The following is a 23,069-nucleotide window of genomic DNA, read 5'->3' on the forward strand; positions in this document are numbered from 1 at the left end:
GTCGTGATGGGCGTGTCGGGTTCGGGCAAGAGCACCATCGCCGACCGCCTGGCGATCAGGATCGGCTGGCGCTTCGAGGACGGCGACAGTTTTCATCCACCAAGCAATGTCGCCAAAATGCATTCCGGCCAGCCGCTCACCGACGAGGATCGCTGGCCCTGGCTCCGCGCGATCGCCGACGAGATCGACCGCACCTGCGGCGTCCGCGAACGCGCCGTCATCGCCTGCTCCGCGCTGAAGCGCGCCTATCGCGACATCCTGGTGCATGGCCGCAACGATATCCGCATCGTCTTCCTCGACGGCTCGCAGGAGCTGATCGCCACGCGGCTCGGCGCGCGCAAGGGCCATTTCATGCCGCCGGGGCTGCTCGCCAGCCAGTTCAAGACGCTGGAGCCGCCGACCCCGGAGGAACGCCCGATCACGGTTGCGATCGACCGTCCGGTCGAAACCATCGTCGAAGACATCGTCAATCAACTGAAGTTGGACCGCACATGACCCGCATCGCCCTTGTCGTATCCGATGTCGACGGCACGCTGCTCACCAAGGACAAGACCTTGACCGACGGCGCCAGGGCGGCGGTGCGCAGGCTGCACGAGGCCGGCATCGGCTTCACCATCGTCTCCAGCCGGCCGACGATCGGGATGGGCTTTCTGGTTGCGCCGCTTGCGATCACACAGCCGATCGGCGCCTTCAACGGCTCTTCGATCGTCGATCCGCAGCTCAAGCCCCTTGAGCAGCATTTGATCCCGGCCGCGGTCGCAAAACGCTGCATCGACATGCTGCGCGAGCGCGACGTCGACATCTGGCTGTTCACCAACGACCGCTGGCTGACGCGGAATCCTGACGGCGAGTACACCGCCCACGAGCAGCACACGATCAAGCATGATCCGACCATCGTCGGCGATTTCACGCCCTATCTCGATCAGGCCTGCAAGATCGTCGGCGCGAGTTCGGATGCGGCCCTGCTGCAACGCTGCGAGGCGGAGATGCAGCAGATGGTCGGCCGTGATGCCACCGCGGTCCGCTCGCAGACCTACTATCTCGACGTCACCCCGCCGGGCCACGACAAGGGCACCTTCGTCGAGGGCATCGCGAAGCGCCTTGGCGTGCCGCTGGAGAACGTCGCCACGATCGGCGACATGCAGAACGATCTGCCGATGTTCGCGCGAAGCGGCGTCTCCTTCGCGATGGGCAATGCCAGCGATGACGTGAAGGCGCGCGCCACCCATGTCACCGAATCCAACGAGCAGGACGGTTTCGCACGCGCGATGGACACGGTGTTGCAGCTTCGCTGAGGCGTGCGAACGATCGCCCCACGCGTGATCGAGCGCGGGCCGCAGCGTGATCGCCGTTACAGTCCGCTACATCGCAATCGAGTCAAATCGATCATGTGATCGCGTCACGCTGATCACGCGGCCCTTTGTCACGGCGAGATCTGTCACCCGACCAATCCGCGGTTCCTTGAGGCGGCCGATCACACTCGCACGATTTCGGAATATTGGAAATATATTCCTGATTTGCCCGACGTGTCAAGTTGCCCGGTCGAGTGCCGGCAGCTGCCGGCTCCTTTGCATGGGGTTGTTTTCGATATTTTGGCAGCGCGGACCTGCGGCGGTGCCGCAAGCGGAAGGCGGAGGGCGGCATCGCCGCGGTGGTTTAAGTCGACCGCTGCACCGCGGGCTTCTCGGCGTCGGCCCTGGCGGCGCTGAGATTGTGCGCGGTGTTGATCAACGCGATATGGGTCAGCGCCTGCGGGAAATTGCCGGTCTGCCGGCCGGCGCCGGAATCGAACTCCTCGGCCAACAGTCCGAGATCGTTGGCGACCGCCACCACGCGGTCGAACATGGTCTGCGCCTTGTCGACATCTCCCGCCAGCACATGAGCGTCGGCAAGCCACAGGCTGCAGGCCAGGAACGCGCCCTCGATCGGCTGGACCTCATCGGACACCTCGCGCGGATCGTGCCGCAGCACGAAGCCGTCGCGCATCATGTGCCGTTCGACCGCGTCGATCGTGCCGCGGATGCGCGGATCGCCCGACGGCAGGAAGCCGACCGACGGCAGCAGCAGCAGGCTGGCGTCGAGCAACTTTGAGCCATAGCTCTCGACGAAACTGTTGAGGCCGGGATTGAAGCCGCGTTGGCAGACGTCGCGATGAATGGCCTCGCGCAGCACCCGCCATTTGACGAGCGGCCCCTTGAAGCCGAACCGCTCCGCGCTCTTGATGGCGCGGTCGAAGGCGACCCAGCACATCACCTTGGAGAACACGTAGTGTCTGGGGGTGCCACGGCGTTCCCAGATGCCGTGATCCGGCTGATCCCAGACATCGGCGAGATGGGTGACGACGGTGCATTCGAGCGACCAGTTCTCTTCGTCGAGCTTCAGCTTGGCCATGCGGGACTGATGGAAGGCGTCGATCAGCTCGCCATAGACGTCGAGCTGAAGTTGCGCATGCGCGGCGTTGCCGGCGCGTACCGGCTGCGCCCCTTCATAGCCGGACAGCCACCCTGCCTCCCATTCCAGGAGGCGTCGCTGGCCCAGGATGCCGTACATGATCTGCATGTTGGCCGGCGCGCCGGCTGCGGCCCGCAGCAGCCAGTTGTGCCAGGCCGCCGCTTCCTCGGTGTAGCCCGAATTCATCAGGGCCAGCAGCGTAAAGGTGGCGTCGCGCAGCCAGCAGAACCGGTAGTCCCAATTGCGCGCGCCGCCGAGCTTTTCCGGCAACGACGTGGTGGGTGCCGCGACGATGCCGCCGGTCGGCCTGAAGGTCAGCGCCTTCAGCGTGATCAGCGAGCGCATCACGAGGGCGCGTTGATAGCTGCCGTCATAGGTCGAACGGTTGCACCATTCCCGCCAGTATTCCTCGGTGTCCTTCAGCGCGGCCTCAGGGTCGATCGCCTCCGGCACCGGGTGATAGGACGGTCCATAGGTCAGGACGAACGGCACGGTGTCGCCTTCGCCGACCTCGAAATCGGCGATCGTGGTCAGATCCTTGCCGCGGGTTTCCACCGGCGTGCGCAGCACGGTCATGTCCTGCCCGCTGATCGCCAGAAGCCCGTCACCATCCGGATTCTTCCGCACCCATGGGACATCGACCCCGAAGCCGAAGCGGATCACCAGCTCCATGCGCATCTTGACGCGGCCGCTGATGCCGCGAACGAGGCGGACCACATCGGAGGCGTTGCCGCGCGGCGGCATGAAGTCGATCAGCGCAACCGCGCCGCCTTCCACCTCGAACCGGGTCTCCAGGATCAGCGTATCGTCCCAGTAGCGCCGCGAGGTCTGCTTGATCTCGCCCGTGGGCGCCAGCAGCCAGCGACCGTTCCTCGACGTGCCAAGCAGCGCCGCGAAGCAGGGGTCGGAATCGAACGCCGGCCAACACAGCCAGTCGATCGAGCCGTCGCGGCCGACCAGCGCGGCGGTCTCGCAATCTCCGATCAGTCCATAGTCTTCGATACGAGAGGCCACCCGCCGCGCTCCGCGTTACCCGGTGTGCGAGCGCTCGCGGGTCGCGCGCTTGAGGGCGTCGACGTCGATCGCGGACGCGAGATGCTCGATCGAGACCGGAAGCCGCCGCTTCCAGTTCGGATGCTCGTAGACGGTGCCGGGGATGTTCGGCTGCTCGACAATGCCGAGCAGGTCCTCCATCGACACCGCCATCATCCGCGACCGCGTCCGTGCCAGGAAGCTCGCCACCGAATAGAAATCGTTCGCGTGGATGTCGTGCCGGCGCAGCACGTCGTCGAGCTGGCCGAGCGCGTGCCAGCGCCCCTCGTCGGTCTCGCCGGGATCGATCCCGAGCGCACGCTTGGTCCTGAGGTCGCTGAACGAGCGCCAGCCCGCATAGGTCGAGAGGTCGTGGGTGTTGAATGTCACCAGCGCATTCGGCAAATAGTAGTCGGCGTTGCGGAAGACGCCCTGGTCGTCGGTCTCGAACATCATCACGAGATAGGACCAGATGCCCCAGCCGTTCATCTGCTCGCGGAACCCGGGAGGTACGGTGCCGAGGTCCTCGCCGATCACGACGCAGCGGCTCGCCACGCTCTCCTGCGCGGTCGCCGCCAGCAGCGCCTCGAACGGCATCAGCACATAGGCGCCATTGGCCGGGCCGAAGCCGCGCGGTACCAGATAGAGCCGCTTCAGCCCGAACGCGTGGTCGAGCCTGATCGCGCCGGCGTAGTGCATCGAGGCGCGCAGCATCTGCCTGAACGGCTCGAACGAGCGCTGTTCAAGGCCCGCGGCGTTGAAGCCGGCAAGCCCCCAGTCCTGGCCCGCCGTGTTGAGCGGGTCCGGCGGCGCGCCGACGCCGAGATGGCGCGAGATCGCGATCTGCTCATTCCAGGCGTCGAACCCGTCCGACTGCACGCCGACGGCGACGTCGAGATAAAGCCCGACCCGCATGCCGCGCTTGTGCGCCAGCGCCTGGCAGGCGCCGAGTTGACGGTCCGCGGTCCATTGCACGAATTCGACGAACTCGACCTCGGCGGCAGAGTCGCGTGAGCGGCGCAATTTGGCACAAGCTGCATCGCTCGGCTGCCGCCATTCGTCCGGCCATTCCCACCACGGCGTGTTGAATTTGTGCCGCATCACCTCGAAGCAGGCGAAGCGCGACAGCAGCGTGCCCTGCTCGTTGCGATAGGCCTCGAAATCCTGCCAGCGGCCGAGGCCCGGGTTGGCCTTGAAGGCTGCGAATGCCGCGCGCAGCGCCGGCCATTTCTGCGCCGCGACGCCGACATAGTCGACCATGTCGTGGCTGCGGAGCGGTGCCAGCGCGGCCTTGGTCTCGGCATCGACGCGGAATTCGGGAATCTGCTCGACGTCGATGTAAAGCGCATTGAGGAACAGCCGGCTGTTCGGCGAGTACGGGCTGCAATCGCCGGGCCGATCGTCGAACAGCGCATGCAGCGGATTGAGCCCGACGCCGTCGGCGCCGAGCCGGTGGGCGAATTCGAGCAGGTGCTGCAGGTCGGTGAAGTCACCGATGCCCCAGTTGCGCGCGGACCGCACGCCGTAGAGTTGCACCGCGATCACCCAGCAGCGGTCGAACTCGCCGCCGAAGGCGCCGTGCGGCGCCACCAGCAGCGGCAGCTCCTCGCTGCCAGATGCGTCCGATAGCTGCAACCGGTGCACCCCTTCGGGCAGACCTGACGGCCACGTCACACTGCGCTCACGCGCCTCGCCCTGCGCGAGCACCCCGGTGCCATTCGCAAGCTTCCATTGCACCGGAAGCCGGGCAGCCTCCGAGAGCTGCGTTTGCGCAGCCTGGCCGCCTCTGACCACCACGGGATCGGCGATGATCCGACGGGGCGCCTGCGGCGGCAGCGCGTCGAGGATCGCCGCGAGCGCCTCGGGGGTTGTCACACGGCGGTGACCGCTGCCATCGATATACTCGGTCTGGATTCCCAGGGTCTGGGCTTTGGCGTAAAGGTCCATTCGGCACGCTGCCTGCTCGCAACGGTAGGTGGATCGTTGCTAAATTGTACAGATACGGGAAAGGGATAGTTGATGTTCAACGCTCTACCCTATCCGGCGTTCCCACCGGGAACCATTGCCCGGCGAGCGGCTTTCTATATGGGTCTGGCGCGCCTCCTTCCCGGCGCCGGGACGTCATTTGCATTTTTAATGGCGGCATCACCGTGAACAAAACCCTCCGGCCTGTCGAGAGTGCCCATGGCACTTTTCATATCACCGATGTCTATCCGTCGGTTGATGGAGGCCGCTTTCCGGTCAAGCGCATTGTGGGCGAACCTGTCGAAGTGTGGGCCGACATCTACCGTGCCGGACATGACGTGATATCGGCGGCATTGGTGTGGCGGCGCGAGGGCGACAGCGAATGGCAGGTCGCGCCGATGACGGCGCACAGCGACGACCGCTGGGGCGGCGCTTTCGTGCCCGACCGGCCCGGCCGCTACGCCTTCGCGATCGAGGCCTGGACCGATGAATTCGCCAGCTGGCGGCATCGTTTCGAGCAGACGCCGCGCGACGGCAGCGATCACACGCTGGACGCGCTCGAAGGCGCGGGCATGCTGACCCAGGCGCAGGCCGGCAGCCCGGCGGCGGCGGCCGTCATCATCAGGCAGTGCGAAATCTTTCTGCAGACCGGCGAACCAGGTGCGCTGCTCGCGCCCGAATTGCGGGAGGCGATGGCCGGCAGCCAGTTTCGGCGCGATCTGATGCGATCGCAGCTCTACCCGCTGACCGCGGACCGCCCGCAGGCGCGCAGCGGCGCATGGTACCAGATGTTTCCGCGCAGCCAGGGCAAGACACCGGGCATGCATGCAACCTTCAACGACTGCATCGCGCGGCTTCCCGACATCGCCGCGATGGGCTTTGACGTCGTCCTGCTCGCGCCGATCCACCCGATCGGCCGGCAGCACCGCAAGGGCCGCAACAATGCCGCGATCGCACAGACGGGCGATCCCGGCAGCCCCTATGCGATCGGCGCAGCCGAGGGCGGCCACGACGCCGTGCATCCGGAACTCGGCACGCTCGACGACTTCCGCGCCTTCGTGGCGGCAAGCCAGGCGCATGGCCTCGAGGTCGCGCTCGATTTCGCCGTGCAGTGCTCCCCCGATCATCCCTGGCTGAACGAACATCCAGAGTGGTTCAAGCGGCGCCCGGACGGATCGATGCGCACCGCCGAGCATCCCCCGCAGCGCTGGGATGATATCGTGAACCCGGATTTCGGGTCCGAAGACGCCGGCGCCCTGTGGCGCGCACTGCGCGACGTCGTGCTGTTCTGGGTCGAACAGGGCGTCAGGATCTTCCGGGTCGACAATCCGCACACCAAGCCGCTGGCGTTCTGGGAGTGGCTGATCCGCGAGGTGCGGGACCGCGACGCGGACGTGCTGTTCCTTGCGGAAACCTTCGCGCGCCCGAAACTGATGAAGGGCCTCGCCAAGCTCGGCTTCACACAGTCCTACAGCTATTTCACCTGGCGGACGCAGCGCTTCGAGCTCGAACAATATCTCGGCGAGTTGACCTCCTATCCCGAGCGTGACTTCTTTCGGCCGAATTTCTTCGTCAACACACCGGACATCCTGCCCTTCCACCTGCAAAGCGGCGAATCCTGGATGTTCAAGTCGCGTCTCGCGCTGGCCGCGACGCTTTCAAGCAGCTATGGCATTTACAGCGGCTTCGAATTGCTCGAGCACACGCCAGTCCCCGGCCGCGAGGAATATCTCAACTCCGAGAAGTACGAGATCAGGGTTCGCAACTGGGAGCAGCCGGGGAACATCAAGCCCTATATCGCAGCTCTCAACCGGATCAGACGCGGCAATCCGGCCCTGCAACAATTCGCCAATTTGCGCTTTATCAGTGTCGATGACGGTGGCGTGATCGGCTTCATCAAGGAGGCCGTCGATCAGGGCAATGTGATCGCGGCCGCGATTGCATTATCAGCCGAGCTGCGTGAGGTCTGGCTGCCGCTCGGCGACGTCATGGTCGGCCGTGGCGATGCCCGCCGCCCCGTCTCGGCAGTGGAAGACCTTGTCACCGGAGAGCGCCACGCGCTCGAATGGGGAGGCATCCGTCTACGTATAGATCCTGCGCGCGATCCCGCGTTGCTGCTGCGCTGTGTCGCCTGAAGGAGCCGTCATGAACGTATTCTCCTCCGTCAATACCCAGGAGAAGGTCGCAACCGAGACTGCGGACCAGCTGTGGTACAAGGACGCGATCATTTACCAGCTGCATGTCAAGGCATTTGCCGACAGCAACAATGACGGCATCGGCGACTTCGCGGGGCTGACGGAGAAACTCGGCTATCTGCAGGAGCTCGGCGTCACCGCGCTGTGGCTGTTGCCGTTCTATCCCTCGCCCGGCCGCGACGACGGCTACGACATCGGCGACTATGGCGACATCAATCCCGATTTCGGGACGATGAAGGACTTCAAGCGCTTCATCCAGGAGGCCAAGAAGCGCGGCCTGCGCGTCATCACCGAGCTGGTCGTCAACCACACCTCGGACCAGCATGCGTGGTTCAAGCGCGCTCGCCGCAGCCCGCCGAATTCGAGCGCGCGCAGCTGGTACGTCTGGAGCGACACCGACCAGAAATACCTCGATACAAGGATCATCTTTACCGATACGGAGAAGTCGAACTGGACCTGGGATCCGGAGGCCGGCCAGTTCTACTGGCACCGCTTCTTCTCGCACCAGCCGGACCTGAATTTCGACAATCCGCGCGTGGTGCGCGCCATCGTGCAGGTGATGAAGCGCTGGCTCGACACCGGCGTCGACGGTTTCCGGCTCGACGCCATTCCCTATCTGTGCGAGCGCGACGGCACCAACAACGAGAACCTGCCGGAGACGCATGCCATCATCAAGCGGCTGCGCCAGGAGCTCGACGCCTACGCCAAGGGCAAGATCCTGCTGGCCGAAGCCAATCAATGGCCGGAGGACGTGCAGGAATATTTCGGCCATGGCGACGAATGCCACATGGCCTATCACTTCCCGCTGATGCCGCGCATCTACATGGCGATCGCCCAGGAAGACCGCTTTCCGATCACCGACATCCTGCGGCAGACGCCCGACATTCCCGCCGCTGCGCAGTGGGCGCTGTTCCTGCGCAATCACGACGAGCTGACGCTGGAAATGGTCACCGACGTCGAGCGCGACTATCTGTGGTCGACGTACGCCAACGATCCGCGCGCCCGCATCAATGTCGGCATCCGCCGCCGCCTTGCGCCGCTGATGGACAACGACCGGCGCAAGATCGAGCTGATGAACTCACTGCTGCTGTCGTTCCCGGGCACGCCGATCATCTATTACGGCGACGAGATCGGCATGGGCGACAACATCTATCTCGGCGACCGCAACGGCGTGCGGACGCCAATGCAGTGGTCGCCGGACCGCAACGGCGGCTTCTCGCGCGCCGACCCGGCGCGGCTCTACGCGCCGATGATCATGGACCCGGTCTACGGCTATGAATCCGTCAATGTCGAGGCGCAGTCACGCAGCCTGTCGTCGCTGCTGTCGGCGACCAAGCGGCTGATCGCGGTACGCAAGTCGACGCTTGCCTTCGGGCGCGGCACCATGACCTTCATCCGCCCGGAGAACCGCTCGGTGCTGGCCTATGTGCGCCAGTACCAGGGTGAGGCGATCCTGTGCATCGCCAATCTGTCGCGGTCGGCGCAGGCCACCGAGCTCGACCTCTCCGCCTTCAAGGACCGCATTCCGCTCGAGATGCTCGGCCGCACGCGCTTCCCGGCTATCGGCGAGCTGCCCTACATGATCACGCTCGCGCCGTACGGCTTCTACTGGTTCCAGCTGCAGGAGCGCGACAAGTCCGAGCCGGTGACGCCGCGCGCGGTGCCGGAATTCGAGACGCTGGTGGTGCCGCTGAATTCGACCTGGATGTCACTGGCGCGCACCCGCGGCGTGTTCGAGCACGACGTGCTGCCCGGTCATCTCGCCCGCACGCGCTGGTATCCGGAACGATCGGCGAGCGCGATCCAGCCGGTGCTGGTCTCCGCGATCCCGTTCTGCGACATCGGCGACAACCGGCCGTGGCTCGCCTTCTTCGAGACCACGCAGCGCGGCACCACCAGCCGCTACGTGCTGCCGATGCAGATCGAGTGGGTGCGCTTCGACCGCGAGCGCTACAACCCGCGCGCCTTCGCCGCGATACGCCAGGGCGCGCGCGAGGGCACGCTGCTCGACGTTGCCACCGACCAGATCTTCACCGGCTTGTTCCTGCGCAACCTGCGGGAAAACCTCACGGTCGACGAAGGCGAGCAAGGCCTCAAGCTCGAATTCCGGCCGACCAGCCGCTTCTCCGACCGGCCGGTGCGGCAGCCCGAGCGTATCCGAGTGTTCGAGAACGACCAGCCGCATTCGACCGCGCTGGTCGACAACGAATATGTCACCAAGATCTATCGCAAGCTCGAGGTCGGCATCAATCCGGAGATCGAGATGGGCCGCTTCCTCACCGAGGTGGTCAACTTTCCGAACACCCCTGCCTTGCTCGGCACCGCCGAGCTGATCGAGGGCGACAAGCGCAGCGCCATCGCCGTCCTGCATGCGATGGTCGTCAACCAGGGCGACCTCTGGACCATCGCAGGCGCACACCTCGACCGCCTGGTCGAACGGCAGCGCCTGCTGACGGTGAGCGAGCACCCCGTGGAGAACGGCGACCAGGCGACCTATCTGCGCCACATGTCGCATAGCGGAAAGCGGCTGGCCGAGCTGCATCTGGCGCTCGCCAGCAACCGCGACCTGCCGGACTTCGCGCCCGAGCCGACCAAGCCCGACGACCTGCAGCGCTGGGCCGACGAGATCATGGCGCGGGCCGAGCGCGTGTTCGATACGCTGAAGCAGCGGCGCGGCTCGCTGAGGGAGGCCGACCGGCTGCTGGCCGATCAGTTGCAGGCCCAGCACGACACGCTGCCGGAGCGGCTCAAGGCACTGCTGCCGCGAGAAACCGACGGGTTCAACATCCGCCATCACGGCGACCTGCATCTCGGTCAGTTGCTGGTGGTCAAGGACGACGTCTTCATCATCGATTTCGACGGCGGACCGGGCCGCACCATCGCCGAGCGGCGGCGCAAGGCACCGCCGGCGCGCGACGTCGCCGGCCTGATCCGTTCGATCGACTATGCGGCGACCGCCGCGCTGGAACGCACGCTCAAGGTCTCCCCCGACGAGAGCGGCCGGCTGAGCCTCGCCTTGGCCGAATGGCGCGACCAGGCCGCGGATACCCTGCTGGCGGCCTATCGCGAGACGGTGGCCGGCCAGCGGCTGTGGCCCGCCGACGCCAAGACGGCCGACCGCCTGCTCAGTTTTTTCCTGCTTGAGAAAGCCTTCTATGAGATCGAGTATGAGCTGGCCAACCGGCCGGATTGGCTGCGGGTGCCGCTCACCGGCCTGCTGAGGATCCTGGCGCAACAGCCGCATGAGGTTGCATGAGCAAACTGCCCGCCGAGGCCTATGCCATCATCGAGGGCCGCCACTCCGACCCCTTCCACTATCTCGGGCTTCACCCAGAGGGGGACCGCAACGTCGTGCGCGCCTTCCTGCCCGATGCCAGCAATGTCGAGGCGATCGGCGAGCATGGCGAGACGGCACAGCTGGCGCGAATCCATGACGCCGGCCTGTTCGCAGGCCCCCTGCCGAACGGCTCGACGCGCTACCAGCTCCGCGCCCGTTTCGGCGACAACGTCGTCGAGCTGGAGGATGCCTACCGCTTTCCGCCGATCCTGAGCGATTTCGATCTCTATCTGCTCGGCGAAGGCACGCATCAGCGCGTCTACGACACGCTCGGCGCGCATCCGATGACGCTCGACGGCGTCGACGGCATCGGCTTCGTGGTGCTGGCGCCGAATGCGCGCCGGGTCAGCGTGGTCGGCGACTTCAATTTCTGGGACGGACGGCGGCATCCGATGCGCGTGCGCGGCCCGGGCTACTGGGAACTGTTCATCCCGCGTGCAAGGGTCGGCGACCACTACAAGTTCGAGATCATCGGGCGCAACGGCCAGCATCTGCCGCTGAAGTCCGATCCCCTGGCGTTCGCCGCCGAGGTGCGCCCGAAGACCGCCTCGATCGTGATCGACGAACGCAAGATCCCGCATCCGCGCCCGGCGCCGGATCGCGTCAACGCGCTGAACTCGCCGATGTCGATCTACGAGGTCCATCTCGGGTCGTGGCGGCGCAAGGGCCGCAACGAGTGGCTGACCTATCGCGAGATGGCGGAGCAGCTGCCGGCCTATGCCAGCGACATGGGCTTTACCCATGTCGAATTCCTGCCGATATCAGAGCATCCGTTCGACGGCTCCTGGGGCTACCAGCCGACCGGCATGTTCGCACCGACCAGCCGCTTCGGCTCGCCGGACGATTTCGCCGCGCTGATCGACGCCTGCCACGGCGCAGGGCTCGCCGTGCTGCTCGACTGGGTGCCCGGGCATTTCCCCGACGATCCGCACGGGCTCGGCAATTTCGACGGCACCGCGCTCTACGAGCACGCCAATCCGCTGCAGGGCCGTCACCTCGATTGGGGTACGCTGATCTACAATTACGGGCGCACCGAGATCACCAACTTCCTGGTGTCGAACGCGCTGTTCTGGCTTGATCGCTACGGCATCGACGGGCTGCGCGTCGATGCCGTAGCCTCCATGCTCTATCTCGACTACAGCCGTCCCGCCGGTGGCTGGATTCCGAACAAATATGGCGGCCGGGAGAACATCGAGGCGATCGACTTCCTGCGCCGCTTCAACACCGAATTGTTCGCGCATTTTCCGCAGGCGACGACGGCGGCGGAAGAATCCACCGCATGGCCGCAGGTGTCGCGTCCCGTCGAGTATGGCGGGCTCGGCTTCGGCTACAAGTGGAACATGGGCTGGATGCACGACACGCTGAAATATATCGGCAAGGATCCCATCCACCGCAAATACCATCACGGCGACATCCTGTTCGGCCTGCACTACGCCTTCTCGGAGAATTTCATCCTGCCGCTGTCCCATGACGAGGTGGTGCACGGCAAGCGCTCGATCCTCGGCCGCATGCCCGGCGACGACTGGCAGCGCTTTGCCAATCTGCGCGCCTATTACAGCTTCATGTTCGGCCACCCCGGCAAGAAGCTGATGTTCATGGGCTGCGAGTTCGGCCAGGAACGCGAGTGGAATCACGACTACTCGATCGATTGGCATCTGCTGCAACAACCGAAGCACAGCGGCATTCAGAACCTGGTCCGCGACCTCAACCGGCTCTATCGCGCGCTGCCGGCGCTGCACGAGCTCGACTGCGACCAGGCCGGCTTCGAATGGGTCATCACCGACGATGCCAACAACAACGTGTTCGCCTGGATCCGCAAGGGTAACGCCGAGCGCGCACGCTGCCTCGTGATCGCGAACTTCTCACCCAACGTCTACCGCGACTATCGTGTCCGGGTGCCGTTCGCGGGCAAGTGGCACGAGGTGTTCAACTCGGATTCCGCGCATTACGGCGGCACCAATGTCGGCAATGTCGGCGAGGTGCTAGCATCGGAGGACGCCACGCCCGAACTGAGTTTGACCATTCCGCCGCTGGCTGCGATCTTCCTCGTACCGGAAAGCTGATTGATGCGACTGACCGGGGGTACGTCCGCACGGCTCGGTGCAAGCTGGGACGGCAGAGGCACCAATTTTGCGCTGTTCTCGGCGAATGCGGAGAAGGTGGAGCTGTGCCTGTTCGACGGCCAGGGCCGCCGCGAGCTCGAGCGGATCGAGATGCCGGAGCGCACCGAAGACGTCTGGCACTGCTATCTCAACGACGTCTCGCCGGGCCAGCTCTACGGCTATCGCGTCTACGGGCCCTACGCGCCGGAGCGCGGCCATCGCTTCAACGCCAACAAGCTGCTGCTCGACCCCTACGCCAAGCGGCTCGCCGGCCGGCTGGTATGGAGCGATGCGCATTTCGCCTACCGCACCGGCAGCGCGCGCGAGGACCTTTCGTTCGACCGGCGCGACAATGCCCGCGGCATGCCGAAGGCGGTCGTGGTCGACGAGACCTTCAACTGGGGCCGCCGCGAGATCCGGCCGCATATCCCCTGGGAAGACACCATCATCTACGAGGCCCACGTCAAGGGCCTGACGCAGAAGCGCGAGGACGTGCCGCCGAACCTGCGCGGCACCTATGGCGGCCTGTCGTCACCGGCGATGATCGCCCACCTCAAGCGGCTCGGCGTCACCACCATCGAGCTGTTGCCGATCCACGGCCTGATCGACGACCGTATCCTGGTCGAGAAGAAGCTGGCGAACTACTGGGGCTACAACACCATCGCCTTCTTCGCGCCGGAGGCACGCTACGCCCAGGACAATGCGCTCGATTCCTTCCGCACCACGGTGGCGCGGCTGCACGATGCCGGCATCGAGGTGCTGCTCGACGTGGTCTACAACCACACCGCCGAGGGCAACCATATGGGCCCGACGCTGTGCTTCCGCGGCATTGACAATGCCTCCTATTACTGGCTGAACCGCGAGAACCCGCGCTTCTACGACGACTTCACCGGCTGCGGCAGCTCGGTCAACCTCACCCATCCGCGCGTGCTGCAGATGGTGATGGATTCGCTGCGCTACTGGGTCGAGGTCTGCCATGTCGACGGCTTCCGCTTCGATCTCGCCACCACCCTGGCGCGCGGGCCGAACGGGTTCGATCGCAACCACCCCTTCCTCACCGCGATCCGCCAGGACCCGGTGCTGGCGACCGCCAAGATGGTCGCCGAGCCCTGGGACCTCGGTCTCGGCGGCTACCAGGTCGGCGCGTTTCCATCGCAATGGTCGGAATGGAATGACCGCTATCGCAGCGCGATGCGGCGCTACTGGAGCGGCGAAGGCAGCCTGATCGGCGACATCTCGGGCCGCATGACCGCATCCTCGGATTTGTTTCACCACGACAACCGCGCGACCCGCGCCAGCGTCAATCACATCACGGTGCATGACGGTTTCACGCTCGCCGATCTCTTCAGCTACAACGAGAAGCACAACGAGGCCAATGGCGAGGACAATCGCGACGGCTCCAACGACAATCACAGCAACAATTGCGGCCATGAGGGCCCGACCGACGATCCCGCCATCATCGCACTGCGCCGGCAGCTGCGGAAGAATGCGCTGGCCTGCCTGCTGCTGGCACAGGGCACGCCTTTGATTCTCGCCGGCGACGAGGTCGCGAACACGCAAGGTGGCAACAACAACGCCTATTGCCAGGACAACGAGACCGGCTGGATCGGCTGGGAGAACCTCGGCACGGACGACGACGCCATCGATTTCATCGGCCACCTCACTGCGCTGCGCCAGCGCTTCGGCCAGATCCGCTGCCAGCGCTGGCTCGACGGCCGCCGCACCGACGGCAGCTACGGCGTGCTCTGGCTGACGCCCGCGGCCGAAGAGATGAAGGAATCCGACTGGAAATTCCCCGAGAGCCGATTCCTCGCCTATGTGCTGGGGCCGATGGAACCAGGACAGGCGCCGATCTTTATCGTGCTCAACGCCGCACCGCAGGAGATCGTGTTCAGGATGCCGAGGATGGCGGAATACAGGAGCTGGCGGCAGGTCTTGAACACAACCAAGGCCGAGCAAACGGCTGAGCAATTCGCATCCGGCGCCGATACCAGGGCACCGCCGCGCTCGGTGCTGGCATTTGCAGGCTCCACATGAACAGACAACATTTCGGCGCCGAGCTGACACCTGACGGCACGCGCTTCCGGCTCTGGGCGCCGGCTGCCAAGCGCGTCGACCTCCTGCTCGACAACCCGCATCCGCTCACGCGCGATGCAGCCGGCTGGTACGTCGCCGAGGTCCCGGGCGCGCGCGCCGGCACGCGTTACAAATTCCGCATCGATGACGAAGTCGATGTGCCGGATCCCGCCTCCGCATTCCAGCCGGACGACGTGTTCGGCCCGAGCGATGTGGTCGACCACGCCGCCTTCAAGTGGCGCGCGACGGACTGGCGCGGACGCCCCTGGCATGAGGCCGTCGTCCTCGAGGCCCATGTCGGCACCTTCACCCGAGAGGGCACCTATCGCGCCATGATCGACAAGCTCGATCATCTCGTGGCGACCGGCATCACCGCGCTCGAGCTGATGCCGCTGGCGGATTTCGCCGGGAAGCGCAACTGGGGCTATGACGGCGTGCTGTGGTACGCGCCCGACAGCGCCTACGGCCGGCCCGAGGACCTGAAGACCCTGATCGACGAAGCGCATCTGCGCGGGCTGATGGTGATGCTCGACGTGGTCTATAACCATTTCGGCCCCGAGGGGAATTATCTCGGCCGCTATGCGCCGTCCTTCTTCAGTGACGCGCACACGCCGTGGGGCAGCGCGATCGACTATCGCGTGCCCGAGGTGCGTGCGTTTGCGATCGGCAGCGTGGTGAGCTGGCTGCGCGACTATCGCTTCGACGGGCTGCGGTTCGATGCGGTCAACACCATCGTCGAAGCCGGCGAAGTCTCGGTGCTCCATGACTTCAGCAATGCCGCCGGCAAGCTCGCCACCGAGACCGGCCGCTATATCAACCTCGTGCTCGAAAACGGCGACAACATTGCAAGCCTGCTCGATGCCGCCGAGAATCCGCCGCACGGCAAATTCCGCGGCCAATGGAACGACGACTATCATCACGCCTGGCACGTGCTGCTGACCGGCGAGACGCAGGGCTATTATGGCGACTACCGGGCGCCGAAGCAGGACCTCGCACGCGCGCTGTCGTCCGGCTACATCTACCAGGGCGAAGTCTCGGAGTTCTGGGGCGGCAAGGCCCGCGGCGAGCCGAGCGGCATGCTGTCGCCGACCTGCTTCATCAACTTCCTGCAGAACCACGACCAGATCGGCAACCGGCCGCTCGGCGATCGTCTCGTCAGCATTGCCCGGCCGGCGGCGGTCGCGGCGGCGCTGGCGGTGACGCTGATCGCGCCGACCACGCCGATGCTGTTCATGGGCGAGGAATGGGGCGCGACGACGCCCTTCCCGTTCTTCTGCGATTTCAAGGGCGACCTCGCCAATGCCGTCCGCGCCGGACGGCGCAAGGAGTTCGCCTGGGCCTATGCCAAATATGGCAACGACATTCCCGACCCGCTTGCCGACGAAACGGTGCGATCGGCCGTGCTCGACTGGGCGGCGCTCGGCCATGATCCGGCGCGCGCGCGGCTTGCGCTGGTGCGCGACCTGCTCGCCGTTCGCCGGCAGGAGATCATGCCCCGGCTCAAAGGGTGCCGTTTCGGCGATGCCATCGTGGCTGGCGACCTGTTGACGGCGCATTGGCAGATGGGCGACGGCAGCACGCTGCGGCTGACCGCCAATTTGTCCGCTCGCGACATCCCCGATGGACCGGAGCCGAAGGGAACTGCGATCTGGGGCGGCGCGTTGTCGAGCGACCTCCCCGGCTGGGCGGTGCGCTGGCACATCGGATAGCACAATGCCTCCGGCGATCCCGATCGCAACCTACCGTCTGCAACTCACTGCCGATTTCGACTTCGATGCCGCCGCCGGCGTGGCGCCGTATCTGAAGGCGCTCGGCATCAGCCATGTCTATGCGTCGCCCTTCATGAAGGCGCGCAAGGGCTCGACCCACGGCTATGACGTCGTCGACCACACCAAATTCAATCCGGAGCTCGGCGGCGAGGAGGGCTTTGCGCGGCTGAGCGACGCATTGAAGCGCCATGATCTCGGCCTGATCCTGGATTTCGTGCCGAACCATGTCGGCGTTCACTTCGCCGACAATCCGTGGTGGCTCGATGTGCTGGAATGGGGACCGGCGTCGCCGCACGCGGTCTCCTTCGACATCGACTGGGACCAGCTGCCCTATCGCGCGCGCGGCGGCGTGCTGTTGCCGATCCTCGGCTCGTCCTATGGCCAGGCGCTGGAGCGCGGCGACATCGAGCTGCGCTATGACGCGAACGAGGGCAGCTTCTCGGCCTGGTATTTCGAGCACCGCCTGCCGATCGCGCCGGAGCGCTATGGCGAGGTGCTGCGCACCATCGTCCGCGAGGCCGCGGCCGAAGACAGCCCGACCGGACGCGCGATGCTCGAGCTCGCCGCGCAATACCGGGCGCTGCGTCGCCCCAACCGCGTCGAAGCGCCGGCGCTGAAGGCGGCGATCAAGGCGATCGAGGGCGGCGCCGACATCATCGCACGCGGCCTCGATGCCTATCGCGCCGGCGAGGACCGCCCGACCCAGACGCTGGCCCTGCATCATTTGCTGGAACGCCAGCACTACAAGCTCGGCCACTGGCGGCTGGCGTCCAGCGACATCAACTATCGCCGCTTCTTCGACGTCAACACGCTGGCCGGCCTCAGGGTCGAGGACGCCGCGACCTTCGAGGCGAGCCACAGCCTCGTGAAGCGGCTGATCGCCGAAGACCGGCTGCAGGGCCTGCGGCTCGACCATATCGACGGCCTGCGCGATCCCGCGCAGTACTTCCAGCGGCTGCGCCGCCTGATCCGCTCCGCGCAGGGCGCGAAGGCCAGGCCGTTCTACATGGTGATCGAGAAGATCCTCGGCGAGGACGAGAAGCTGCCGAAATTCAGCGGCGTTCACGGCACCACCGGCTATGAATGGATGAACACGATCAGCCAGGCACTGGTCGACGGTCGCGGCCTCGATCCACTGAACGAGATCTGGCGCCAGATCAGCAACCAGTCGCCGAACCTGACGCCGGTGTTGCGCGAGGCCAAGCAACGCGTGCTGGAGACGCTACTCACCAGCGAATTCACCGTGCTGGCGCGGCTGCTTGCGCGCATTGCCAGCGGACACTACTCGACCCGCGACTTCTCCGGCGACAGTCTGCGGCAGGCGCTCGAGCTCTATGTGCTGCACTTTCCGGTCTATCGCACCTATCTGACCGCCTCCGGCCCCGCCGCGCATGACCGCACGCTGATCAGCGAGACCATCGAGCGCGCTCGCGCCGACTGGTTCGCCGCCGACGAGGGTATCTTCGATTTCCTGCGCGATGCCTTGACCATGGACCTTTTGCAGCCCGGCCGGCCGCCGCATGGCGCGCCGCGGGTCCGGCGCTTCGCGCTGAAAGTGCAGCAATTCACCGGGCCGATGATGGCGAAGTCGCTGGAGGATACCGCCTTCTATCGCTATCACCGACTGCTGGCGCTCAACGAGGTTGGCGGCGATCCGGCGGCGAGCGCGATCGCGCCCGAGACCTTCCACGCCATGATGCAGGCCCGCGCCCGCGAATGGCCGCACGGCATGACGGCGACCGCGACCCACGACACCAAGCGCGGCGAGGACGCCCGCGCCCGCATAATGGCGCTTGCGGAAATCCCCGGCGAATGGACCAGCGCGGTGGCGCGCTGGAAGGTGCTGAATGCGCCGCATCTGGTGCTCGACGGCGAGATGCGCGCGCCATCGGCGACGTTCGAATACATGCTGTATCAGGCCCTGCTCGGCGCCTGGGATCCCGATGATGCGTCGCTCGCCGCCCGCATCCAGGCCTACGCGCTGAAGGCGGCGCGCGAGGGCAAGCAGGAAACCAGCTGGCTCAATCCGCACCAGCCTTACGAGGCCGGCGTGAAAGCCTTTATCGAGCGAATCCTCGATCGCAAGACCTCGCCGGAATTCCTCGATGCGCTGGGGACGCTGGCGCAACGGACCGCGTTGATCGGCGCGCTGAATTCGCTCAGCCAGATCACGCTGAAGGCAACCATGCCGGGCGTGCCGGATTTCTACCAGGGCACCGAAAGCTGGGATCTTTCGCTGGTCGACCCGGACAACCGCCGCCCGGTCGACTTTACCGAACGGGCGGGAATGCTCGCCGCACTGGAGATGCCGGATTGGGATGCGCTGGCGCAAAACTGGCGCGACGGCCGCCTCAAATTCGCATGGACGCGGCATCTGCTCCGGCTCCGCAACGAGATGGCCGATGTGTTCACCAGCGGCGACTACATGCCGCTCGCCGTCAGCGGCCCGCACCGCGATCACGTCATTGCCTTCGCGCGGCGCCATGGCCGCGAGGCGGCCATCGTTGCGGTGGCAAGGTCATTCGCCCCGTTCACGCAGGGCGGCCGCAGCTGGCCGCGCCCCGAGGCTTTTGAGGGTGAAATCGACGCGGCTGGATATGCGCTCAGGGATGGCGCAACCCGGATTCAGCTCCCGGAACTGTTCGGCAATCTGCCGGTTGCCGTGCTCAAGACAAAGGTCGCGGGGACGAAACGCACCGCAAGGCCGGCCCGCTCGCACGCCTGACGTCCTGCGTCAGCGCTTGGTCAGCAGCAATTTCCCGCGCTTCTGGATCGCCACCTGCGCGACCTCGGCGAACCGTTGCAGCAGCCACGGCAGCGTCACCTCGACGCGCACATGGGCATCCTCGACATCGACATGCCCGGCCGCGACCTGCCCCAGCGCCCGGACACGAAAGCTCATCCGGTTGTCGTCCCAGCGCTCCTCGTCGACGCTTATGACCGGCAGGTTCGCCGTCGCGCGCGACAGGCCCGTTTTCAAGCGGCGCATCGCCTCGTCGCGGCCGAGGCTATGGGGTATCGAAACGATCAGCGGCGCCGACATTGCGATGCACTCCTCCGTGGGTTTGGTTGATGTAGTTCTGTTCCAAGGCAAACGGAAGAACCACACAGGTTTATCACAGCGCCAACTCCGGAACCTTCACAGTTACGGGTTGTTTTCCTTCCCGAAGGGCAGAAACGAGACGGGCCCGCGGGGCTGAGGAGACGCTAGATGTCAATTGGAACGATCATTCTCATCATCCTGGTCATTGCGCTGCTTGGCGGCTTCAGCGGCATCGGCGGCGGACCGTTTTACGGTACCGGCTATTACGGCGGCGGCGGGCTCGGCCTGGTCGTCGTGATTCTGCTGATCCTGCTCCTGATGGGACGACTGTAGCCCTTGGTAGCGTTGCGTCCTGCCGATATCGACGACCAGCATCACCCGCGAAAGCGGGTGGTGCTTCGTTGGACGGCGCTTACTTGGCCGCGAGCTTCTTCATCGCCGACTTGATCGACGACGCTGCGTCCTCGTAGCCATCCCAGGCCTTCGTCTTCGCGAGCAAGGCCGGCACGGTGCGCAGCGTGAATTTCTTCGGATCGAGATCACCGCGCAGCTGCGGCCAGGTCAGCGGCATCGACACTGTCGCCCCCGGACGCGCCCGCGGCGACAACACCGCGACCGCCGTCGACATCCTGTCGTTGCGCAAATAGTCGAGGAAGATCTTTCCCGTGCGCTTGGCCTTGGACATGTTGATCAGATAGCGCTCGGGATCGTCCTGCGCCATCCACTGGCAGACCGCCTGTGCGAACGCCTTGGCTTCCTTCCACGTCACCTTGTCCCTGCTGCCTGCGAGCAGCGGTGTGACGACGTGCAGCCCCTTGCCGCCGGTGGTCTTGCAGAAGCTTTCGAGGCCGACCGCGCTCAGCCGTTGCCGCATGTCCTTGGCGGCGTCGATCACGTCGGTGAATGCAACATCGGGCGCGGGATCGAGATCGAACACCAGCCGGCCCGGCGTGTCATAGGCATCGGGCGCGCAATTCCAGGGATGCAGCTCGAGACCGCCGAGCTGCGCGACTGCTGCCAGGCCCTCGATCTGGTCGATCTGCAAATAGGGTTTACGGTCGCCCGAGACCTTCGCAAGCTTGAGCAGTTTTGATGTGCCGGCCATCGCATGACGCTGGAAGAAGGTCTCGCCCTTGATGCCGTCGGGCGCACGCACGATCGAGCACGGCCGGCCCTTGAGATAGGAGATCATCCATTCGCCGACCGCCTCGAAATAGTTCGCGAGGTCGAGCTTGGTCACCGGCTCGCCATCGCCCGCATCGGGCCACAGCGCCTTGTCCGGGTGCGAGATGACGACGCCCATCACCTCGCTGGACGCCTTCCCGGTACCCTTCTTCGCCGCGCCCTTGGCCATCGGCTTCACCACTTTGGTTACAACCGGCCGCTCGGCCTCGACCTCGTGCGCCGGCTTGTCCTGGCGCAGGCCCTTGAAGGCGGCCTGGCGGATATTGCCGGCGTCGGTCCAGCCGGCGAACTCGATCTCGGCGACCAGCTCCGGCTTGAGCCAGTGCACGTCGCGGGTCTTCTTCGGCGCGTCCTTGCCACCGAACGGACTCTTGTCCGCCTCCGCCGCCTTCAGCGCCGGCATAATGCGGCGGACCGTGTCCTGGCCGAAGCCGGTGCCGACGATACCGACAAAAGCCAGATGATCGCCGCGATAGACGCCCGCCATCAGCGAGCGAAATTTGCCATTGGTGGTCTTCCAGCCGCCGAGCACCACCTCATGGCCGGCGCGGATTTTTGCCTTGGTCCAGTCGTCGGAGCGGCTGGAATGGTAGGCACCGTCGAGCCGTTTGGAGACGATGCCTTCGAGGCCGAGCTTGCGCGCGGATTCCAGCACCGCCTCGCCGCGCTGCTCGAAATGTTCGACATAGCGGATCAGAGGGTTCTTGCCCTTGCGCGCCGCGAGCAATTGCTTCAGCCGCGTCTTGCGCTCGGCGAGCGGCAGCGGGCGCAGGTCCTCGGTGCCGGCGAACAGCAGGTCGAACGCGTAGAAGATCAGCCGATCCGTCTTGCCGTCGGAGAGCGCGGCCTGCAGCGTCGAAAAATGCGGCGTGCCGTTCTTGTCGAGCGCGACGATCTCGCCATCGATCAGCGCGTCGGGCAGCTTCTCCGCCTCCTTCACGATCGCGCCGAACTTGGCGGTCCAGTCGAGCCCCTTGCGCGTCTTCAGCACGGCCTCGCCGTCTTCGACGCGGAGCTGCACGCGGTAACCGTCGAACTTGATCTCGTGGCACCAGCCCGTGCCATTGGGTGGAGACTCCACCGCGGCGCAGAGCTGCGGCGCGACGAAATCGGGCATCTCCGATACCTGCTTCGGTTTCGCCTGCCGCGTCACTTTCAGCCGCTCCTTGGGCGCCGGCGCCTTGGTCCTGGCGCGCGCGTCCGCAGCCATGCCGTGGTTGGACTGCCAGACCGCGTCCGCCTTGGCCTTGCCGTTGCCCTTGGCCAGCATGAACGGCTTCGGCGCCCGGCCCTTGCCGGCCGCGATCTGCGCCATCGAGCGTCCGGAGGCGACCGAACGGTCTTCGTCGAGGATCTCCTCGCCGTTGCCGTCAACGGCATATTCGTCGCGGTGCTTGATCAGGAGCCAGTTGGTGCGCTTGCCGCCAAAGCGGTCGCCCTTCATCCGCACCAGCACCCAGCTGCCGTGCAGCTTGTCGCCCTCAAGCGTGAACTTCAGGTCGCCCTTCTTGAAGCCGCGCTCGGGATCGTCCGATTCCCAAGTGCCGCGATCCCACAGCTGCACCGTGCCGCCGCCGTACTGGCCTTCGGGAATGGTGCCTTCGAAATCGCCATAGTCGAGCGGATGATCCTCGACCTCCACCGCCAGCCGCTTGTCATGCGGATCGAGAGAGGGCCCGCGCGTCACCGCCCAGGACTTGAAGACGCCATCGAATTCGAGCCGCAGATCGTAATGCAACCGCGTCGCGTCGTGCTTCTGGATGACGAAGCGCCGCTGCTTGCTGGGTGCGACCTTGACGTCGCCCGACGGCTCGCTGGTCTTCTCGAAGTCGCGCTTCTTGCGATAGGTGGACAGGTTTCTCAGCGACACAACAAACCTCGGCAAACCCTCGGCGCAAACGACGGCCGCCGCCT

At 65.6% G+C, this 23,069-nt stretch carries 13 protein-coding genes; 9 read left to right on the forward strand and 4 right to left on the reverse strand.

Annotated elements, in window-relative coordinates:
- The first annotated feature begins 6 nt into the window (after positions 1–6).
- On the forward strand, positions 7–495 hold the full coding sequence (locus tag ACVMIH_RS17650; RefSeq protein ID WP_233285885.1) for a gluconokinase: 489 nt from the start codon (positions 7–9) through the stop codon (positions 493–495).
- Entirely contained in the window at positions 492–1,295 is an 804-nt protein-coding gene (locus ACVMIH_RS17655) for an HAD family hydrolase (protein ID WP_092085690.1), read from the forward strand. Before ACVMIH_RS17650 ends, ACVMIH_RS17655 begins: the two co-directional genes overlap by 4 nt.
- A gap of 361 nt (positions 1,296–1,656) precedes the next feature.
- Here the strand turns inward: ACVMIH_RS17655 and ACVMIH_RS17660 are convergent, their stop codons facing one another.
- On the reverse strand, positions 1,657–3,465 hold the full coding sequence (locus tag ACVMIH_RS17660; protein WP_456862672.1) for a glycoside hydrolase family 15 protein: 1,809 nt from the start codon (positions 3,463–3,465) through the stop codon (positions 1,657–1,659).
- A 15-nt stretch (positions 3,466–3,480) separates the two neighbouring features.
- Positions 3,481–5,430 carry a 4-alpha-glucanotransferase gene (gene malQ, locus ACVMIH_RS17665; protein WP_456862675.1) on the reverse strand — a complete coding sequence of 650 codons (1,950 nt, stop codon included), beginning with the start codon at positions 5,428–5,430 and terminating at the stop codon, positions 3,481–3,483.
- Between the two features lie 203 nt (positions 5,431–5,633).
- Between malQ and ACVMIH_RS17670 the strand changes: the two genes are divergently transcribed.
- Genes ACVMIH_RS17670 through treY form a run of 6 tightly spaced genes read left to right on the forward strand, consistent with a single transcriptional unit; the run spans position 5,634 to position 19,652 of the window.
- Complete coding sequence (locus tag ACVMIH_RS17670) at positions 5,634–7,583, forward strand: alpha-1,4-glucan--maltose-1-phosphate maltosyltransferase (RefSeq protein ID WP_456862678.1); 1,950 nt, start codon at positions 5,634–5,636, stop codon at positions 7,581–7,583.
- A gap of 10 nt (positions 7,584–7,593) precedes the next feature.
- Positions 7,594–10,899, forward strand: coding sequence for a maltose alpha-D-glucosyltransferase (gene treS, locus ACVMIH_RS17675; RefSeq protein WP_229189653.1), 3,306 nt, complete (start codon positions 7,594–7,596; stop codon positions 10,897–10,899).
- Entirely contained in the window at positions 10,896–13,043 is a 2,148-nt protein-coding gene (gene glgB, locus ACVMIH_RS17680; protein WP_456862681.1) for a 1,4-alpha-glucan branching protein GlgB, read from the forward strand. The genes treS and glgB overlap by 4 nt, the downstream gene beginning before the upstream one ends.
- Before the next feature lie 3 nt (positions 13,044–13,046).
- A complete protein-coding gene (glgX, locus tag ACVMIH_RS17685) occupies positions 13,047–15,119 on the forward strand; it encodes a glycogen debranching protein GlgX (RefSeq protein ID WP_253639012.1) in 2,073 nt (690 codons plus the stop codon).
- Positions 15,116–16,867 (forward strand): malto-oligosyltrehalose trehalohydrolase, encoded by a 1,752-nt coding sequence (gene treZ, locus ACVMIH_RS17690; RefSeq protein WP_456782144.1) that lies wholly within the window; start codon positions 15,116–15,118, stop codon positions 16,865–16,867. Before glgX ends, treZ begins: the two co-directional genes overlap by 4 nt.
- A gap of 4 nt (positions 16,868–16,871) precedes the next feature.
- Positions 16,872–19,652 (forward strand): malto-oligosyltrehalose synthase, encoded by a 2,781-nt coding sequence (gene treY, locus ACVMIH_RS17695; RefSeq protein ID WP_456862684.1) that lies wholly within the window; start codon positions 16,872–16,874, stop codon positions 19,650–19,652.
- Positions 19,653–19,661: 9 nt separating this feature from the next.
- Here the strand turns inward: treY and ACVMIH_RS17700 are convergent, their stop codons facing one another.
- Positions 19,662–19,970, reverse strand: coding sequence for a polyhydroxyalkanoic acid system family protein (locus tag ACVMIH_RS17700; RefSeq protein WP_038382949.1), 309 nt, complete (start codon positions 19,968–19,970; stop codon positions 19,662–19,664).
- Between the two features lie 168 nt (positions 19,971–20,138).
- Between ACVMIH_RS17700 and ACVMIH_RS17705 the strand changes: the two genes are divergently transcribed.
- Positions 20,139–20,303 (forward strand): DUF3309 family protein, encoded by a 165-nt coding sequence (locus ACVMIH_RS17705; RefSeq protein WP_076823921.1) that lies wholly within the window; start codon positions 20,139–20,141, stop codon positions 20,301–20,303.
- Between the two features lie 79 nt (positions 20,304–20,382).
- Here ACVMIH_RS17705 and ligD read toward each other — a convergent pair whose 3' ends face one another.
- The gene (gene ligD, locus ACVMIH_RS17710) at positions 20,383–23,025 is read right to left on the reverse strand and encodes a DNA ligase D (protein ID WP_057014877.1); all 2,643 of its coding nucleotides are present in this window, start codon (positions 23,023–23,025) and stop codon (positions 20,383–20,385) included.
- Positions 23,026–23,069: the final 44 nt, after the last annotated feature.

The organism is Bradyrhizobium sp. USDA 4503, from assembly GCF_054055815.1.

Excerpts from the sequence above, each read along its gene's own strand:
- ACVMIH_RS17650 (WP_233285885.1), top strand. The coding sequence starts at position 7 with ATGGGCGTGTCGGGTTCGGGCAAGAGCACCATCGCCGACCGCCTGGCG.
- ACVMIH_RS17655 (WP_092085690.1), top strand. The coding sequence starts at position 492 with ATGACCCGCATCGCCCTTGTCGTATCCGATGTCGACGGCACGCTGCTC.
- malQ (WP_456862675.1), bottom strand. The coding sequence starts at position 5,430 with ATGGACCTTTACGCCAAAGCCCAGACCCTGGGAATCCAGACCGAGTAT.
- treS (WP_229189653.1), top strand. The coding sequence starts at position 7,594 with ATGAACGTATTCTCCTCCGTCAATACCCAGGAGAAGGTCGCAACCGAG.
- glgB (WP_456862681.1), top strand. The coding sequence starts at position 10,896 with ATGAGCAAACTGCCCGCCGAGGCCTATGCCATCATCGAGGGCCGCCAC.
- glgX (WP_253639012.1), top strand. The coding sequence starts at position 13,047 with ATGCGACTGACCGGGGGTACGTCCGCACGGCTCGGTGCAAGCTGGGAC.
- treZ (WP_456782144.1), top strand. The coding sequence starts at position 15,116 with ATGAACAGACAACATTTCGGCGCCGAGCTGACACCTGACGGCACGCGC.
- treY (WP_456862684.1), top strand. The coding sequence starts at position 16,872 with ATGCCTCCGGCGATCCCGATCGCAACCTACCGTCTGCAACTCACTGCC.
- ACVMIH_RS17700 (WP_038382949.1), bottom strand. The coding sequence starts at position 19,970 with ATGTCGGCGCCGCTGATCGTTTCGATACCCCATAGCCTCGGCCGCGAC.
- ACVMIH_RS17705 (WP_076823921.1), top strand. The coding sequence starts at position 20,139 with ATGTCAATTGGAACGATCATTCTCATCATCCTGGTCATTGCGCTGCTT.